Source organism: Streptomyces sp. NPDC046862, assembly GCF_040704615.1.
Lineage (GTDB): Bacteria > Actinomycetota > Actinomycetes > Streptomycetales > Streptomycetaceae > Streptomyces.
The window spans coordinates 47,156-64,043 of record NZ_JBEYXP010000004.1; the positions used below are offsets into that span (position 1 = coordinate 47,156).

The window sequence follows — 16,888 nt, forward strand, 5'->3', positions numbered from 1 at the left end:
CTCGACAGGTATCAAGGGGGGCCTCCAGGCGACTGGTGACACGCTCCTGGCGCCACCGGAAACGGGGACTCGGCAGAAGACGAGCAGCCCGCGGCGGCCAGGGGTCTGCCGGGCAGCTTACGAAAGTAGGGTGTTCTCACTGCGTAAACCCACGGCCACCAGGGCTCGCGGTCACCGGGCCACCGCGGCCACCACGCGCCTCGGACATCACGCTTCCGGTGAATCCGGCGAGTCCGCCGATGAGCAGCCCAAGGGCGACCGTCCACAGCACACTGCCGCTCAACTCGGCCTGCATGCCCCCCATTTGGCTGCCGAACATGCTGACGCCGAAGTGCCCCGACGCCCCCACCAGCCAGGCACCCGCACCCAGGACGACGGCCGTGACGACGCCGAACCGCTCGGCCATGCCGAGGTGCCCGGCCAGTGGGCCTCGATAGGGAAGCAGCGGCAGTTTGTGGCCGGAGTGCGTGGTCCGGGCCGCACGGTAGGCACAGGCGAGCAGGATCAGGCCGGTCACGGTGAGGGCAGCGAGCCATAGCGGCCAGCCACCCGCCGACAGGGACCTCAGCTGTTCGGTACGGTCGGGTTGCTGGCTGCCGCCCATGCCACCCGAACCACCGCGCATGGCACCCATGAGCCCGGCCAGCGGGTTGCTGCCGCCGTCACTCTGCACCGGGTGGACAGCGGCTGTCCACGAGGACCCGACGCCGAGGGTCAGGAACACCGCCAGGGCGTTCGGGGCAAGCAGCAGAACACCACCCGCCACCGAGCCGGCCCGGTCACCGGCCGCCGCAGCGACGAACCCGATGGCCAGCAACGGTATGGCCGCCAGCGCGAGCACCGTGCGGACGACGACCGAGAGGCTCGGCCCCCAGACGCCGCGCAGCCGATCCAGGGCACCGCCCAGCGGCAGCCGCACCCGGCGGCTGATCAGGCATCCCGCGCCGATCACCACGCCAGCCCACACGAGCGCGCCGAGGCCCGCCGATCCCACGCCCACGTGGTACGCAATCGTCGGCTGGGCTCCCGTACCGCCACCTCCCATAAGGCCGCCAAGGCCACCGCCGCCCAGCAGACCGCCCAGACCACCGCCACCGCCACCGCCACCGCCACCGCCACCCAGCAGACCGCCAAGACCACCGCCGCCACCGAGCTCCCCCAGGCCGCCTCCGCCGCCGAAAAGATCAGCCAACCCACCCAGCCCGCCACCGGGACCTCCGGCGGACTGGTCGCCGCCACTTCCCCGCATCCCGGACATCGCCGACGCGGGCATGGTCGCCGACCCGTGTGCGAGGCCGGCCACGATCATGAGACTGACCAGGGCCGCGACGCCCGCTCCGGCCATCCGCACGGCCAGTTCACCGTTGGTGAAGCGCCGCTGCTGTCCCTGACGCAGCCGCCAGGAGAACGCGATCCACAGGACCACGGCGCCGATCAGCGTGATTCCCAGCGGCATCACATCGGCCGCACCGCTCATCGACGGTTTCATGCCACCACCGCCGCCGAACAGGGAAGCCAGGCCGCCCATCCCTCCGGTGTCCGAGGACGCAGCCGGGTCCGCGCTGACCGAGCCGCCGACGGCCATGGCCGTCACGGCCATCGTCAACGACCACAGTGATCCGTAGGACCCCGCGCCGAGCAGGGCCAGCGCCAGCGCGGACACGGCGGCCATGGCGACCACCGCGCACAGTACGGACGCCGCCCCTTCCACAGCGTTCTGCCAGGGACCGATCAGCTGTACGGGGGCCCTGCGAGGTTGGGACCGTGGACCGGAGCCGGGCCCGGGCTTGAGGTGGGTCGTGGTGACTGTCATTCGGGAAACACTCCGCTTCGCTCGCGTGAAAACGCGGCGCCGTATGGGGAGGGAGACCACGGCGCCACGTGCCAGTGGCCACGCACACACTCGCGGTCGCGGGTCCGACGTTCCCGAGAGGTTCTGGGAGGTCTCTGAGAGTCGGTGGCGGAGCGACGCAGGTCAGGGAGCGCGCACGACCGACGTGCCGACCCCTCTCTCAGAAAGTTCCCAGAACCGCAACGGGTACCCGGCGAGACGCGCCAGCCGTGTGCTACCTACGACACCAGCGAGGCGCGGACGGCGTCCCCGGTCCTGACTTGTGACGGTGTGCGGCGATCCGCCAGCCGCAGGGTTCGGGGGTGGGGAGCGCGTCCTGCCCCTCCCGAGACCTCCGACCCCGCAGCGGCGCCTGCCGGCGATCCGGCCCATCTACCGGGGATGGTATGGGCGGCTACCTCAAAGCGATGCCCCCACCGCCTGGTCGGGGTCGAGAACACGGCAACGCACTACGGACTCGGCCTCTCCGAGCACCATCTGGGTGCCGCACTGCGCCTGGCGCGGGCCTTGCAGAGGCTCAGCTCAGCGTCTTCATCGCCGCCGGATCGTACGCCGAAAGCTCCCCAAAGCGCCCGTCGAGCACCTTCGCCGCCCAGTCCGGGTCCTGGAGCAGTGCGCGGCCGACGGCGACGAGGTCGAACTCCTCAGCCTCCAGGCGGTCGAGGAGGTTGTCGAGGCTCTTCACCGGAGCGCCCTCCCCCAGGAAGCCGCGGATGAAGTCGCCGTCGAGGCCGACCGAGCCGACGGTGATGGCGGGCTTGCCGGTCAGCTTCTTGCTCCAGCCGGCCAGGTTCAGGCCGGAGCCGTCGAACTCCGGGACCCAGTAGCGGCGCGTGGAGGCGTGGAAGGCGTCCACACCGGCTGCGGCGAGCGGGGCGAGGACAGCCTCCAACTCCTCGGGAGTGTTGGCGAGACGGGCGTCGTAGTTGTGCCCCGACTTCCACTGCGAGTAGCGGAAGATGACGGGAAAGGAGGGGGACACCCTTTCGCGCACGGCGGCCACGATCTCGGCCGCGAACCTCGTACGGGCGCCCCGATCGCCGCCGTAGGCGTCCGTGCGGCGGTTGGTGCCGGCCCACAGGAACTGGTCGATGAGGTACCCGTGGGCGCCGTGCAGTTCGACTCCGTCGAAGCCGATCCGCTCGGCGGCGGCCGCGGCCTCCGCGAAGGCGCCGATGACATCGTCGAGGTCCTTCCGCGTCATCGCCTTGCCGGTGCCCTCGGTGCCGTCGAGGCGGAGGCCGGAAGGGCCGACGGCGGGGGCATCGGGATACGGCGGCGTGCCCTGCTGGCGCACCATCCCGACGTGGTGCAGCTGCGGCACGATCGTCCCGCCGGCCGCGTGGACGGCGTCAGCGACCTGCGCCCACCCCGCAAGTTGTTCCACGCCGTGGAACCGCGGGGCGCGGTCGCTCTCCCCCGCCGAGTGGTGGCCGACGTACGTGCCCTCGGCGACGATCAGTCCGACGCCCGCGGCCGCGCGACGGGCGTAGTACGACGCCACATCCGTACCGGGTATGCCGTCCGGGGAGAACAATCGGGTCATGGGCGCCATCACGATCCGGTTCGGGACGGTCAGGCCGTTGATCGTGATCGGGCGGGAAAGGACCTTGCCCGCGCGGGAGGCAGACGTGGTGACGGTCATGTGGGGGGCTCCTTGATGCGTGTGACGGACCGAGCCGGGGGCAGTTGACAAAGCAGGCGTCCCTGCTGGGAGCCAGCAAGGCGGCGGCCTGTGCGGCTGGCGACGAGTCCGGCCCGGCCCGGTGGGAGCTGTGCTGCACACCGGTGGCAGTCACCTGTCCCGTCACGGCTGCGGACTCGACTCCGCCAGGGGATCAGTCCCGGGTGCGGGTGGGGAGGATGATCGCGGACGGGTGAGCCGGGTCGTGGTGAACGGTCTGGTCGGCCGCCAGGAGCACGGTGGCGGTGGCGCGGGGCACTCCCGTGCCGGGGTTGCGGGCGTATCGGGGGAAGGCGCCGCTGGAGATCTGGACGCGGATGCGGTGGCCTCGCTTGAAGCGGTAGGCAGTGGGCCAGAGGTTGATGGTCGCGCACTGCGGGGCCCCGTCGGCGTCGGTCAGGCTGACCAGGCCGTCGCAGACGTTCCACGAGCGTCCGGCGGCGTCGACGTCGCAGAGCCGGACGAACACATCCGCGTAGGGCAGGCTGGAAGTGAACCAGATCTCGGCGCTGACCTCACCGATGACCTCGACGTCCTCGTCAAGGGCGGGTGTGGTGTAGGTGAGCACATCCGGGCGCGCTTCCAGCTTGGTGTTGTCGACGCGGCCCCTGTCCTTGGGCAGGCGTGCGCCGCCCGCTGCCGGCGTCGGGTCGGCCGGGTCGTAGCGGTAGCGGTCGGGCGCGGACTCGGCCGGGTCCTCACCGGCCAGGGCGCCGCCGGGCTGGAGATGGAAGCGCTGGGGCTCGTAGCCCTTGGGCGGCCAGGACTCGAAGTCGCGCCAGGTCTCCTCGCCCATGACGTACAACCGGACCGGCGGGCGCTGCGGCGGCTGCTCGCCGCGGGCGTACGCCAGCCCGAACTCCAGGGCCTCGGTGAAGGGGACCTCGGTCACCGTCATGTGGGTCCAGGGGCCGACGGTCAGCCGCGCGGGGCGCCCCGCGTCCTGCAGGATGCGGAAGTCGCGCAGCTGACCGGGCAGGAAGATGTCGTACCAGCCACCGATCGAGCTGACCGGCACGCTCACGTCGGCCACCCGGTGGCGATGGTCGAACCCCGTCCAGCGCGGGTTGTCCGCGTCATGGGCGAGGATGTCCTGGATGTACTGCGAGCGCTGCCCGAAGGCGGCCATATCGGCCTGATCGAGCGGGAGTGTCCGCAACGCCCGGTCGTTCTTCCTCTCCTGCATCGGCTTGCGCAGCAGCGCCAGCGGGCGTTCCTGGGTTCCGACCTGCACACCCCAGCCGAAGGGTGTCTCCAGCGACATGCCGTCCGCGCGGAGGAACTCCAGCGTGAGCGCCGACTCGGTCACCTGCGGAATCATCGCCTTGACCTGCGGCGGGAGCTGGTCGGCGACCGCCCACTGCACATGTCCCATGTAGCTCAGTCCCCACAGCACGATCGCGTCCCCGAACCAGGGCTGCTTGATCAGCCAGTCGAGGGTCGCCAGGCCGTCGGCGCGTTCCTGCCGCATCGGGTCGAAGGTACCGCCCGAGCCGAAACCGCCGCGCGCGCTCTGGATCAGCACCTGATACCCGCGCTCCGCCAGCGCCCTGCCCATGACCTCGCCGAAGAGCCCGCCACGGCCGTACGGGGTACGGATCAGCAGGGTCGGCAGGCCCTCGCCTCCGGTCCGCGGTGCCCATCGGTCCGCGAGCAGTTCGACCCCGTCGGGCATCGGCACCCGCAGGTCTCTGTCGGTCGTCACACCACGGCCGAGGGGCGGGGGCAGCTTGAGCAGACGCTGGACGACATGGCTCTTCACGTTCATGGTGCATCCTTCGGTTCGGGCTTACGGGGCAACCGGTCCACGGCGCCCATCAGGACGGACATCAAGTCCATCAGCCGGTCGGTGAACGCCTCGGGGTCGAGCGGATCGTCGCCCTCGACGACCCAGGTCGTGATGAAGGCGCTCCCGCCGCCTGCCACGAATGCCGCGAGATCGTCGGCGGCCTGCGGGGAGAGCCGGTCGCCGTAGAACTGCTGGATGCCCTGCAGGTTGACGGGCAGGAGCAGTCTGATCAGGCCACGGTCCAGCGCGAAGGCGCAGGAACCGGTCAGCAGCGCGCGATAGAACGGCCGGTGCTCCGCGAAGTGACGCACGACGGTGAGTGCCTTCTCCCGTGGCGCCGCCGGCGACCTGTCCCCGAGGTGGGGGAGCAACTCACGTCGGGCGAGGTCGAGGCCGGCTTCCAGCAGCAGTGTGTCGCGGTCGCCGAAGTGCTGGTACACGACCTTCCGGCTGACGTCCGCGGCCTCGGCGATGTCCGACAGCGCCACGGCAGACGTGCCGCGCTCCTCGACCAGGGCGATCGCGGCGGCCATGAGCGCCGCACGTGATCTGCGCACGCGGCGGTCCAGGCCGGGTTCGGGCGAGCTCAGCTCCATGCTCCGATGATGGACACTCGCCACTTAAGAAACAAGTGTTTCCTAACGTCGATCGAGTGAGTACCGTGAATCCACGATTCCGAACCGGGCGAGGAGGCGTACAGATGCGACCGTTTGCGGTGGCTGGACCCGCGCAGGCGAGCTTTGCGGAGCTGGCGGACCGGATCCGCCTGCAGGCGAAGGACGCGGCCGTGGACAACGACCGCGATCGACGGCTGGTGCCGGAGCTGGTCAAGACGCTGCGCGCGTCGGAGCTGATGCGGTGCGGGGTACCGCAGACTCTGAGCGGGTCGCAGACTCCGCCCGCCGTGTCCCTTGCATGCACCGAGACCATCGCCCGGGGCGACGCGGCCACCGGCTGGTGCGTCTCCATCGCCCTCACCAGCAGTCTGCTCGCCGCCTATCTGCCGCCCGAAGGCGCCTCCGAACTGCTGGGCGACCCGGAGTCGGTGGCGGCGGGTGTGTGGGCACCAAAGGCGACGGCCCGCCGTGTCGACGGCGGAGTCATGGTCTCCGGCCGCTGGTCGTACGCCAGCGGTATCAACCACGCCGACTCCTTCTTCGGCGGCTGCCTCCTCGAAGACACTCCCGGCGGCGACGGCAAGCCGGGCTTGCGGATCGTAGGCATTCCGGTCGAGCAGCTCCAGGTACTCGACACCTGGCACACCTCCGGCCTACGCGGGACGGGCAGCCACGACGTGGTGGCGAAGGACGTGTTCGTCCCCGCCCGGCACATCCTGTCCCTGACCGACCGCCCCGTCACTGACGCCCCGCTCTACCGGTTCCCGATCTTCGGGTACTTCGCCCTGGCCGTCGCCGCCGTCGCACTGGGCAACGCCCGAGGGGCCATCGAGGATCTCCTCGACCTCGCTGTCCACAAGGTCCCCACGGGCTCGCGACGCAGGCTGGCCGAACGGCCGGCGACACAGACCGCCGTCGCCCGGGCGGAAGCCGAACTGCGTGCCGCACGCGCGCTGTTCTACTCCGCGATCGACGACGCGTGGCGCGCCGCGGACACCGGCGACGAGGTCTCGGTGGACCTTCGCGCCGGCCTGCGTCTGGCCGCGAACCACGCCGCTCACACGTCCGCTTCGGTGGTCCGAGCCATGCACGACCTCGGCGGAGGATCAGCGATCTACGAGGACTCGCCCCTGCAGCGCCGGCTCCGCGACGCGAGCGCCATCACCGCCCACATCCAGGTCGCCCCGACCAAGTGGGAGATCACCGGCCGCCTCCTGCTCGACGTCCCGACCGACGTCGACGGCCTGTGACGGAGACGGTGCCGCGCCGACCGCATTGACACGATCGGAGCGGCACGGCGCCGTACGCCGCTCCGCCCACCCGCAGAACCCTCGACCGTGACCGAACAGCGGTCCACTGGACCGCGCGCCGCGCATACCCCGCCACCCGAACGCCATTCGAAATACCGAACACGCCGTGTAACGAGCCGCTCGGAGGCCCAAGTTGGAGCTCACCAGACGCACCTTCACCACCCTCGGCGCCATGACCGCAGCACATCTCTCGCTGCCCCCGGCCACCGCGGCCGCCGCCCCGGACACGCCCATACCGTCAGCCGACGGTGCCGAGCACGCTGTCTCCTTCGACAAGTACTCGATGCTGATCGACGGCCGCCGGGTCGTCCTGTGGTCCGGCGAGATCCACCCCTACCGGCTGCCGAGCCCGTCGCTGTGGCGGGACGTACTGCAGAAGCTGCGCGCCCACGGACACAACGCCGTCAGCATCTACGTCGCCTGGAACTACCACTCGCCCGCACCCGGCGTCTACGACTTCACCGGGGTACGTGACCTCGACCTGTTCCTGCGCATGGCAGCCGAGACCGGCCTGTACGTACTGGTGCGGCCCGGGCCCTACATCAACTCCGAGGTGGACGGGGGCGGCTTCCCGGGCTGGCTGACGGCCACGAAGGGGCGGGCCCGTACCGACGACCCCACATACCTAGCCCACGCGGACGAGTACCTGACGGCAGTCAACGAGATCGTGGCACGGCACCAGTACACGCGCGGTGCGGGCACCGTCGTGCTGTACCAGCTGGAGAACGAGTACGCCCCGCTCTTCGGCACCGCCACCGGAAGGGCCTACATGGCCCACCTGTATGCGAAGGTCCGCGCCGACGGCATAGACGTACCGCTGTTCCACAACGACTTCGACCGCAACGGGCGCTGGGTACCGGGCTCCTTCGACACCGGCGGCGAGTCCGGTCGCTACCTGTACGCCTTCGACGGCTACCCGGTCCCGACCGACCCTCCCCCGGACTGGGGCTACTTCGGTGTCGGCGGCCCGCAGGGCGGATCGACCGCGAGCCCCGACACCCCCGGTTTCATCGCCGAGTTCGGAGGCGGCTGGTTCGACGCGTGGGGCGGCGCCGGGTTCTCCGGCAAGGGCTACGAGGAGGTGCGCCGCTCCCGGGACGGGGCGTACCTGAGGCGCTTCGGCCTGACCAACCTCGCCAACGGCATCAAGATCTTCAACGTCTACATGGCCTTCGGCGGCACCTCGTGGGGCTGGCTCCCCGCGCCGATCGTCTACACGTCGTACGACTACGGGGCCGCGCTCGACGAGGCCCGCAACGTCACCTCGAAGATGGTTCCCATGCACCAGATCGGGCAGCTGCTGCAGAGCGTCCCCGACCTGGCGAAACTGGACCGGGCCACCGGCACGACGGCCGCGAATCCGGCGCTGAAGGTGTACCACCTGACCAACCCGGACACCGGCGCCCATGTGTACGTACTGCGCAACGACTCGGCGGAGCCGGTGAGTTCGGACGTACCCCTCGCTCTACCCGACGGCACGACCATGCCGGCCGAGGTCACCGTGGGCGCCGAGGACGCCAAGCTCATCGCCACGGGCATCCGGCTGGGGCGCGCGCGACTGGCGTACTCGACCGTCCAGCCGATGCTGGGGGTCAACGCCGGGCGCCTGGACGTCGCCGTCTTCGCCGGACGTACCGGCGAGGCGGCCGAGGCCGCCTTCGCCCTCGAGAGTAAACCGCGAACCAGAGTGCTCGACGGAAGGGCGAGCACCGCTTACGCGGATGGGCGGCTGACAGTACGGCCGGACAAACTCGGCGGCCTGACACGCGTGTTGATCGGCAGCTCGCTCCTCGTGCTGTTCGCCGACGACGACGCTTCGGCACGGCTGTGGCGCCACGACACCCCCTCCGGCCCGGTCCTGGTACGCGGCCCGGCGCTGCTGCGTACCGCGCGCCTGAACGGGGCGACCGTCCATCTGGCCGGCGACACCGTCGAGGACGCGGACCTGGAGGTGTGGGCGCCGCGGGGCGTGCAGCGCGTCACCTGGAACGGCGAGCCGGTGCGTGTGCGCGCCACCGACTCGGGCAGCCTCGCCGCCGTACGCACCCTGCCCGGCGTCGCCGAGGTCGCCCTTCCCACACTCACCGGCTGGCGTCACCGCCCCGAAAACCCGGAAGCAGAACCGGAGTTCGACGACTCCGAGTGGACCGTCGCCGACAGGACAACCTCCCACTCGACCACACCCGTGCCCGCCGGGCAGCCGGTATTGTTCGCCGACGACTACGGCTTCCACTACGGCGACGTCTGGTACCGCGGCTCCTTCGACGACGCCGGCGGCATCGCATCCGTGGCCCTCGACTACAGCACCGGCACCCAGGGCCTGCTCATGGCCTGGCTCGACGGCCACCCGCTCGGCACACACCGGATGCCCGTGCCCACCGCGTCCCAGTCTGGATGGGGCACCTGGACCGCCACGGCGACCTTCACCGTGCCGGACGAACTGCGCACGGAGGGCGGCCACGTGCTGTCCGTACTCGTGCGCCGCATGCAGCACGACCAGGACGGCTGGGCCGCCGACACCCACAAGGCCGCCCGCGGCCTGACCGCGGCGATGTTCACCGGCGCCGCCCCTGCTCTGACCTGGCGTATCCAGGGCGCGGCCACCAGCGACCCGGTCCGCGGACCGCTCAACACCGGAGGCCTGTACGGCGAACGGCACGGATGGCACCTGCCGGGCTTGAAGATCGCACAGGGCTGGCAGGAGACGAGCTTCCCGCGCTCGGTGCGACGGCAGGGCGTCGACTGGTACCGGACGACGTTCCGGCTGAACGTCGACCACGGCACCGACGCGTCGATCGGCATCACCTTCACCGACGACGCGAGCCGCGCCTACCGCCTCCAGCTCTGGGTCAACGGCTGGAACATGGGCCAGTACATCAACGACGTGGGCCCGCAACACACCTTCGTCGTACCCAACGGGGTGCTCCGCACCAGAGGCCGCAACACCCTGGCCCTGGCCGTACTGTCCGACGGCACGACCCCGGCAGGACCGGGCGACGTGACCCTCACGCTCCTGGGCAGTTCGGCAGGCGGTGTGACAGTGGTGCCGGTCGACTCCCCCAGCCTCTGAACACCGGCCACCCTGCTCATGGGCGTGCCAGAGACGGAGGGGTGATGTCGGCGATCCGGTCGGCACCGTGACAGTCGATTCCGACGCCGGCCTCTGTGACGGCTGAAGTGACCTTGCGCGCCGTCCAGTACGGGGGAGGTGACGGCACGCAAGCCAGACTGAACTGGCTTTTGCGCGGTGCTTCCTACGCACGAGCCGAAAGTAGGGCCGTACGCAGAGCCTTCTTGTCGGTCTTACCGATGGCGGTCCGGGGAAGGGAGTCGGTGACCGAGTAAGAGCCAGGAGCGTAAAGCTCACCGAGCACTTCGATGATCTGGGAGGTCAACTCGCCGAAGTCCGGGACCACAGCAGGCTCCTGTGGCACCAGGACCACATGCACCGTCTCCTTGTCGTCGTCACCTGGCAGGCCGATGGTGGCTGCCTCCTTGATGGCGGGGAGGGACGTGAGGAAGTCGTCGAGAAGGCGGGAGTAGACGTTGTCTGCCGTGCGTCCCGTCACGATGATGTCCCGTACGCGATCGACCACGTACAGATATCCGTTCTCGTCTTGACGGACCAGGTCGCCTGAGCGGAACCAACCGTGGTCGTCCAAGACCTCGGCGGTTCGCTCCGGGTCCTTCCAATAGCCCTGCATGACGGTTGGACTGCGCACGTACAACTCGCCCACCTGCCCCACCGGCACAGGCTTGCCGTTCTCGTCCCGTACCTCCACCTCGACCCCGGGGCTCGGACGCCCGCAACCGGCGAGCGATTCGGGCCGCGCCAGGTCGTGTTCCTGCGGGGTGAGCTGGGTGACGACGCCGTTCTCAGACGCCCCGTAGACCTGGTGCAGAACTGGTCCGAAACGCTCGATCGCCTGTCGCAGCCGGGCAGGTGCGGCAGACGCACCAGCGTAGTGGAGGGTCTTCAACGCCGGGAATCGCTGTGGGAGACAGTCCGGATGGTCGAGCAGCTCGTACAGCATGGGCGTCACCACGATCATCCTGGTGATGCGCTCGGTCTCCATCACGGAGAGGGCGGTCCCGGCGTCGAACGTCCTCAGCAGTACCACGGTGTGCCCCGTCAGGATGCCCACCAGGCTGCTCATATGGCCGCTGGAATGCGTCATCAGCGTACCTATCATCATCTTGGGATCGGCCGAGCCTGTGTCAGCGAAAGCCACCGTGGAACGAACGACAGTGCCGTAGTAGTCACTTCCGTGAGTGACCAGCTTGGGCAGTCCGGTGGTACCACCGGTGTAGAGCAAAGTCGCGAGACGGCGGCCCTCGGCAGCATCGCGCGGTGAGATGTCGGTGTCGTCCGGGACCGTATCCAGGAAGTCGGCCGCGATCGATGAGGTGCCGAGGCTGAAGAGATGGGGAACGAGGGCTCGGTCGGCGATCCGCCGGGTCCGCTCCTCGAAGACAGGGTCGAACAGGAGTACCTTGACCTCCGCGCGTCGGACCAGTGCTTCGAGTTCGTTGTCGCCGGGCTCGGGCGGTACGAAGACCAGCCGGCAGCCTGCGAAGTGAACAGCCAGCTTGAGCAGCAGGGCTTCGGGGCTGTTCTCGACGAAGAGCGCCACCCCGTCGCCCTCCTCGAGCCCAGTGTTCCTCAGGGCCGCGGCGAACCGCAGGACGCTGCTGACTGCCTCGGTACCGCTGATCCGCCGCTCCCCTGCGACTATCGCATCGCGGCTCCCGGTGGCCTCCAGTCGGTCCAGCACCTTAACGGTGTAGTTGTTGCTGCCACTTGCGTTGTCCACTGTGTCCTTTTCCTTCGTTGTGAGAACCCTGAAATTGGCGCTTGCTTCTGAAGCGTCAGAAACGTGCGGTACGGTCCGATTTCCACAGACGTGCCGCTCAGCGGCGCGTCGATGTGGCTTTCGTCTGACGGGGTCGGTCCTTCTCCGCGCCGACCATCCCCGGCGTAGGGCCGGTCGATTTCACAGGAGCCAACAGGCACGCGGTCCTTGGCGGCATGCCGTACGGTCTGGCAGTGGATGTCTTACAGGGCGACGCGGGGCTCGAACGGACATCACGGTGGCGGGCGTCTGCTGGGACAGCGCTCAGAAACGACGAAGGTGAGCGTGCTTTCGCGCAGGCTAGGGCGCTTGAGCAGCGCTGGCGGGTGTCATGGACACCGTTCCAGAGCAGCGGCACCGTTGGCTGGGCAAAGATGCGGCGTTTGGCAGGTGGGGTTTCAGCTGCTGTGGTCGCCGTCCCGGACGGTCACTGCATGAACATGGCCATCACCGTCGAGGTGTCTGAGGTTGGTAGAGGTCACCTTGGTCTCGTCGAGGTTGCCGCCTCTTCCCATCAGTCCCATGCCAGTCACGTCGAAGGTCTTCTGGACCGTGACTCTGCATCTCCGCAGAGGTGTCCTCGCACTTCAGGACGGTCATCTCACCCTTCCTCGAACTGGCCAGCACAGCCCCGTCGGCCCGCTGGGACATGTACGGGTTGAGCGTCTGCCCCTCCGGAGCCTCCCACTGCGCCTTCACCGTCATGGTCTTGGGATCCAGGGCCGTCACAACGAAGCCGGGCTTGCCGGACAGGTTCGGTGACTCGATCTCAGGCGGCCGTCGGGGTCCACAGAAACACCCTGGGCTTCATGGACGCGCTGGACACCTGAAGGTCCGCACCGAGCGGCCCCGGCCCGGGCCCGTTGAACGCCTTGATGTTTCCAACGTCGCCGAGCCATCACCGGCACGATGGCCATCGGAACAAGAATGAAGGAAACGCGACGCGAAGAGCTTCGCCTGGTTCCCACAGCGATCGTGAACATGCCGAACCCTTTCACCGGACGAGAGGTTCGCCGTCGAGAACCGAACGACCGAAACATGTGTCGTCGGCTGGTGGAAGAGGCCACCCGGGATCGCGCTCGCGTCCTTGCGAATCCGATGCAAGCAGCACAAGTCGCGTGCATGCAAGCAAAGTTGACTGCGAGTAGGGAAAATGCATCCCTGGTATGAAAGTCGACGGTACCGCGGTACCGTCGGCCCCTTTGTTCTTCACGTCTTCATCAAGAAATGTTCTCCCCTGGGAACGGTCCTTGTCGGCGCCTGCGACATGCTCGGTGCCGTTGAAGCCAAGGACCGTCATGAGGGCCGTCCCTCCAGGGGCCGGTGCGGTCATGGCGCCGCGGCTCCTCGTCGGGCAGGGCCCGGATCCGCGATCGCGCGCTGAGCAGGGACCGGCGTGTCACGTGTGCCGCGGTTCCTGGATTGGTCCGGCGAGCGGCTTCGACCAGACGGGGCTGGTAGGACCAGAGGTCCGAGTTTGGTGCGCGGTCGGCCGCGGTGGCTCCCAGGGCCTTGTAGGCGCGACACTGGTGCCGCAGGCTTCGGGTGAACCCCTTGACCACCGCGCCTTTGTGGGGCTCCCGTACAGCCAGCCGTTCCCTTCCAGACGGCGGATGGCCTGACGCACGGGCATGACGCTGGTTCCCATCTCGGCCGCGACGTCCCCCAACGGGACGGCTGTACGCGCGGTGTCGGACCACTCATCGGACGGTCCCGGGCAGGGCACGTCGGAGTGAGAATCGTGGATGCGCCTCAGCTCTGCCGAGCGCGAGATCCATGATCATCTCGCCCAGCAGGGGTGCGAATTTCGCTCCGTGACCGGAGCAAGGGGACGCGACGACGACGGGGCCATGGCGGTCGAGGATGAAGTCGTCGTCCTCGGTCATCGTGTACAGGCAGGTGCCCTCGGCCACCGGGTCGGGATCGAGCCCGGGCAGCCATGCACCGACGTAGTCCACGATGAGCTGACGACCAGCCGACTCGATGAGACCGCTGCGGGTACCAGCAGTGGTGGGCGTGCCGCCATCGTGCCGGGCGATCTTCATTGCCGGCTCGGAGCCTCCGTCGGCTCCGGAGGGAAGACCGAAGATCTGGTAGCGGTCCTTGTGCACCAGGACGGGGAACACCGCCTGCGGATCGCGCTGGCGGAAATGGAAGACCTGCTGCTGTGTCACCTGGACGGGCGGCAGCGGGATGCTGAGGTCGCAGGCACCGAGCAGTTCCGGCAGCCAGCCGCCGACAGCCAGGACCACGCGGCGCGCTCGTACCGCCTCCCCGGCGTGCACCAGGACGTGATCGTAGTGGACCTCGATCCTCTCCACGGGTGCGTGGGACACCAGGCGTGCCCCGCCCCGCCGTGCCATGGCGAGGAACGCCGCGATGCTCGCGTCCGCGTTGACGACGCCCGCGTCCGGCTGGAACAGAACCGGCCCGTCGAAGACCATCCCCGGCCATCGCTCCTGGGCCTCGGCGGGCGACAGCAGATCATGGGTGAGGTGCTGCTCGGCCGCGACGGCAGCGAGGGCCTGGGGGTCTCGGCGGCTTCCGTGGTCGATGCCGCCGCGCACCTCCAGCAGGCTCGCACCGCTGTCCGCCTCCAGCTTCCGCCAGCCTTCCAGCGCTCGGCCGGTCATCCGGACGTACAGGCCGTCAGGGTAGACGCGGCGGAAGATGCGGGAGGTGCCGTGAGAGCTGCCCTTGTCGTGCCCGAAGCCGTAAGCGTCGAACAGCACGACCGACTGGCCCGCGCGGCTCAGGGCCCAGGCGGTGGCGGCGCCGGTCAGACCGGCACCAATGATGACGACGTCGACCTCCGGCGCCATGTCAGCGGCCCACCACAGAACGCAGGAAGAACAGCAGGTTGGCCGGGCGCTCGGCCATCCGCCGCATGAGGTACGGGTACCACTGGGTGCCGAAGGGCACGTAGACCCGTACGCGGTAGCCCTCACGCACCAGCTGCCGCTGCACATCGCGCCTGACCCCGTACAGCATCTGGAACTCGAAGTCGCGCTTGCCGACCCCGGCGGCCACCGCGGCCTTCTTGACGTTCTCGATGCACACATCGTCGTGTGTGCCGAACGCTGGATACGGACAGTGGGCCAGGATCCAGTCGGTCAGGAACAGGTACTGAGCGGTGATCTCCTTGCGGTCGCGCAGCGCCCTGCTCAACGGCTCGGCGAAGGCACCCTTGACCAGCCGCAGGCGCGGCTTGATGTCGGTGAAGGACTCAAGGTCCTCGGGGGTGTGGCGCATGGCGGCCTGGATGGCCAAGCGGGTCTGCGGATGACGCGGCAGGGCATCCCGGAACGCCTCCAGGGTGGGCCGACCCACGGAGCTGTGCTCCATGTCGACCTCCACCAAGACACCGACGGCCGCGGAAGCCTCCAGCAGCCGGTCGAGGTTCTTGGCGCATGCCTGCGGATCCACGCCTATGCCCAGCTGGGACAGCTTCACCGACACCGTCGCCCCAGGCGCCCGCTCGGCGATCGTCTGCACGGTCTCGATGTACTGGTCGGTCGCTGCGGCGGACTCAGCGAGGTCCTCGACCGACTCGCCCAGCAGGTCGAGGCTTACATCAATGCCCTCGCTGTTCATCCGCTGCGCCACGCGAATGGCTTCCTGGAGGCTGACACCGGCGACAAAGCGGCGCACCGTGCCCCTGGTCAGCGCGTTGCCGCTGACCAGACTCTCCAGCTTCTTGTTCTGTGCTGCGCGCAGCAGCAGGTCACTGATCACATCGATCCCCTGATCACGTAGGGCCGGCACGAAGAGCCGGGGCGGGAAGGCACGGGGCGGGAGGAAGACACCAGCAACACATGAATGTGCGAATTTCCATAAGCAATCCAAGGCGCCCGTGGAACACTCAGGAGCAGACCGGCCGCCCCTCGATCTGCCATGGACGGCAGGTTGCAGCAGTCGACGCTTCGGGCCAGAGTACAACCGCTGAAATTTCAGTTCAATACTGAATCGGCGTCGGCGTGACCGCGCCTGCTGCTGATCTCGCGTGCGCTACAGCAGCGCACGCACCTCTGCGGAGAATCCCAGCAGGTGACCCTGGGCGGCCTTGCGCGCCGCCTCGGGCTTGCGTGCGCAGATCGCGGCGACGACCTCGTCCTGGGAGCAGGAGCGCGGCGTGCGTGCCCGCATCCGCTGAATGCCGTAGTGCCAGATGCGCAGCGCCAGGTTGGCGTACTGGTTCAGGCTGACTTCCAGGTAAGGATTGTGGGCCGCCGCGTAGATGGCCCGATGGATCTCGGTGTCGACGGAGATGTAGTCCATGGAGAGGTCCGAAGAGTCCTCCAGGGTGCTCGCGAGCGCGGTCAGTGCGGCGCACTCCTCGTCTGTCGCCCGCTCCGCGGCGAGTGCGGCGGCCAGCCCCTCCATTTCGATGCGCACCTCGGTCAGCCACCGCTCGTCGCTGATGTTGATGTCCGTGACGAACGTGCCCCGCCGGGGGTAGATGATCGCGAGCCGCTCCAAGGTCAGCCGCTTGAGCGCATCCCGCACGGGCGTCAGCCCCAGCCCGAGTTGCCGGCTCAGAGTCTTCTCGTCCAGCGGATCACCCGGCCGCAGCCGCACGGTGATGATGTCGTCCCGCAGCCGCAGATATGCCTGGTCGGCAAGCCGCAGCCCGCCCGCCGCCCGCTGCTTGCCCACGGCGGCTCCACCGGCAGCCTCGCCCAGTTCTGTCCCTTGACGCATGCCTTCAGTGTAAGTACGGTCACTCAGAAATTTCAGTTCAACTTCTAGCCATTTCAATCTGTGGCTCGGATCGATGATCCTC

10 protein-coding genes are annotated in these 16,888 nt (G+C 68.8%); 2 read left to right on the forward strand and 8 right to left on the reverse strand.

Going from position 1 to position 16,888, the window contains the following annotated elements:
* Window positions 1-136: 136 nt before the first annotated feature.
* The 4 genes from AB0959_RS05360 to AB0959_RS05375 form a co-directional block, all read right to left on the reverse strand.
* Window positions 137-1,813 carry a streptophobe family protein gene (locus AB0959_RS05360; RefSeq protein ID WP_366824944.1) on the reverse strand — a complete coding sequence of 559 codons (1,677 nt, stop codon included), beginning with the start codon at window positions 1,811-1,813 and terminating at the stop codon, window positions 137-139.
* 556 nt (window positions 1,814-2,369) lie between these two features.
* A complete protein-coding gene (locus AB0959_RS05365) occupies window positions 2,370-3,497 on the reverse strand; it encodes an NADH:flavin oxidoreductase (protein WP_366824945.1) in 1,128 nt (375 codons plus the stop codon).
* A gap of 193 nt (window positions 3,498-3,690) precedes the next feature.
* A complete protein-coding gene (locus AB0959_RS05370) occupies window positions 3,691-5,304 on the reverse strand; it encodes a CocE/NonD family hydrolase (RefSeq protein WP_366824946.1) in 1,614 nt (537 codons plus the stop codon).
* The gene (locus AB0959_RS05375) at window positions 5,301-5,921 is read right to left on the reverse strand and encodes a TetR family transcriptional regulator (RefSeq protein ID WP_366824947.1); all 621 of its coding nucleotides are present in this window, start codon (window positions 5,919-5,921) and stop codon (window positions 5,301-5,303) included. The genes AB0959_RS05370 and AB0959_RS05375 overlap by 4 nt, the downstream gene beginning before the upstream one ends.
* Window positions 5,922-6,025: 104 nt before the next feature.
* Between AB0959_RS05375 and AB0959_RS05380 the strand changes: the two genes are divergently transcribed.
* Window positions 6,026-7,192, forward strand: coding sequence for an acyl-CoA dehydrogenase family protein (locus AB0959_RS05380; RefSeq protein ID WP_366824948.1), 1,167 nt, complete (start codon window positions 6,026-6,028; stop codon window positions 7,190-7,192).
* Window positions 7,193-7,424: 232 nt separating this feature from the next.
* Window positions 7,425-10,322, forward strand: coding sequence for a beta-galactosidase (locus AB0959_RS05385; RefSeq protein WP_366824949.1), 2,898 nt, complete (start codon window positions 7,425-7,427; stop codon window positions 10,320-10,322).
* A gap of 184 nt (window positions 10,323-10,506) precedes the next feature.
* Here AB0959_RS05385 and AB0959_RS05390 read toward each other — a convergent pair whose 3' ends face one another.
* From AB0959_RS05390 to AB0959_RS05405, 4 genes are all read right to left on the reverse strand, one after another.
* Window positions 10,507-12,066: an AMP-binding protein gene (locus tag AB0959_RS05390; RefSeq protein ID WP_366824950.1), complete on the reverse strand. Its 1,560-nt coding sequence runs from the start codon at window positions 12,064-12,066 to the stop codon at window positions 10,507-10,509.
* Between the two features lie 1,739 nt (window positions 12,067-13,805).
* Window positions 13,806-14,927: an FAD-dependent oxidoreductase gene (locus AB0959_RS05395; RefSeq protein ID WP_366824951.1), complete on the reverse strand. Its 1,122-nt coding sequence runs from the start codon at window positions 14,925-14,927 to the stop codon at window positions 13,806-13,808.
* 1 nt (window position 14,928) lies between these two features.
* Window positions 14,929-15,840 (reverse strand): proline dehydrogenase family protein, encoded by a 912-nt coding sequence (locus AB0959_RS05400; protein WP_366824952.1) that lies wholly within the window; start codon window positions 15,838-15,840, stop codon window positions 14,929-14,931.
* A 273-nt stretch (window positions 15,841-16,113) separates the two neighbouring features.
* Complete coding sequence (locus AB0959_RS05405; RefSeq protein WP_366824953.1) at window positions 16,114-16,806, reverse strand: GntR family transcriptional regulator; 693 nt, start codon at window positions 16,804-16,806, stop codon at window positions 16,114-16,116.
* Between the last annotated feature and the right edge of the window lie 82 nt (window positions 16,807-16,888).